The organism is Bacillus sp. GMa5/1 (assembly GCF_050172015.1).
GTDB classification, from domain to species: domain Bacteria; phylum Bacillota; class Bacilli; order Bacillales; family Bacillaceae_G; genus Bacillus_A; species Bacillus_A cereus.
The window spans coordinates 1-1,697 of record NZ_JBNLYC010000376.1; the positions used below are offsets into that span (position 1 = coordinate 1).

Here is a 1,697-nt window from a genome sequence, read left to right on the forward strand (position 1 = left end):
TCCTATTAAAATAAGTGATATTGATACTATGTAAGTATGAAATAAGTTATAAACCTGTGCACCAATCTGGTTATTGATCAGATATGCTAGCATTGAAACATCAGGTACCAAAAGTAGCAATAAGAATATTAACCAGCTAAACTCATTTAATGCGTACATATAGATAGCGGCTATAAAAACAATAACCCCTTCCAAATGTATAATTATTTTTTCCATAGTTCCCCTCCTCTTTACTCATTAGTTACTGTATTACGTCCATGGATGAACTTTGTAAAAGCTCTATTAAAGTTTAATTATACAGCATACATTAATGTCCTATGTAATAAAATATACTGTATATTTTTATTTTAACAACTCAGACAAATTCCATCCGAATATTCCCATTAATATCTTATAATTCTTTTTGTCATCCAGCATCTTGGTGTTATATAACTCCAAAATGCACGAACACAGTCCCTTATCTGTCCTGTTGAGAAAATATACTCTCTTTTTAAATCAAAATGGACACCAATTCATTAAAACGTTTTTTACTGCTTTAATGAATTGATGCACTCTAATTTTTTGATAAGAATATATCTTGTTTTAAAGGATATTTTCAATACCTTTTTCTCACATCTAGTAAAAAATTTGCATTTTCTTTAAAATCCATATTAAGAATATTCTTCAAATCCTGAAAGCATAAGTTTGCGGCAAACTATGCTTCCTATCACATTCCACACCAATCAAGATAATTAACACTATCAATGTAGTACTAACTATCTTAATTGAATATTAGTAATAGTGAGTCTAAATATTATCAATTAACTTTATAGTACATGTATGTAAAAATAATAACATGATAAGCTTTTTCAAATTTTTCTCCTTGTAAAGATTTGAAAATAGCATTTCATTACTCTCCTTACTGTTAATATGCCTAGAAAAAGAACCCCATAGGGTTCTTTTTCTGTTCATTTCCTAAAGTCTCATATTAATAAAAAAAGAAGAGGGATATATCCTTTCTTCACCAATAAAATCGAACATCTTTACACTTAAGGAAGGGCATACATTCATCAAGAGATGAAATGAACAATAATAGTTCACTTAGTGAATTATAACATAAACCTAATTCCATTAATAGATAATATTAACATTTATGGAATAATTGTTACAAAATCGTTAAGTATCTTAATATTAAAAGGCTTTATATGTATGTAAATTGAAAGTGGATAGTGTAAGGATAAAATATAAGGGGGATATATCATGTTTAGTAGAAAACAAACACTCGTAACAACGGTAACAGCTTTAACACTAGGATGTGGATTTACATTCGGATTAACACCGGCCTTTGCAGATTCTAACAAGATTTCCGCCAACAATATTCCTGTTCATTCTATTCAGAACCAAGAACAAGAACCTTTTACTGGATATGTCATTTCAGTAGAGAACAATTATTTAGTAGTTGCAGCTACGCCTACAAAAGATGAAGCTCTTGCTTATCAACATGATTGGTGGGATCTAGTTTCTCAAAATAAGATTTTAAGAGTTCCTGTTTCAGATGATGAAAACTACACATTAGGTGAGAAATTAAATGTATATGCAGCTGCATGGACTAAATCCCTACCACCAATAGCTGTTATGCCTACAATTGAAAAAGTATTTCAGTAGGTAATATTTCCAATAATTTAGCTATCCCATATAAAAAGGAGTCAAATAGCGAC

Annotated in this window: 2 protein-coding genes; one reads left to right on the forward strand and one right to left on the reverse strand. The window is 29.8% G+C overall.

Annotated elements, in window-relative coordinates:
* A partial coding sequence (locus ACQGSG_RS28750; protein WP_426948709.1) for a DUF4260 family protein occupies positions 1-216 on the reverse strand: 216 nt, incomplete at its 3' end.
* 1,023 nt (positions 217-1,239) lie between these two features.
* On the opposite strand from ACQGSG_RS28750, the gene ACQGSG_RS28755 reads away from it, so the two are divergent.
* Positions 1,240-1,644: a DUF3221 domain-containing protein gene (locus tag ACQGSG_RS28755; protein ID WP_426948711.1), complete on the forward strand. Its 405-nt coding sequence runs from the start codon at positions 1,240-1,242 to the stop codon at positions 1,642-1,644.
* Positions 1,645-1,697 lie beyond the last annotated feature (53 nt).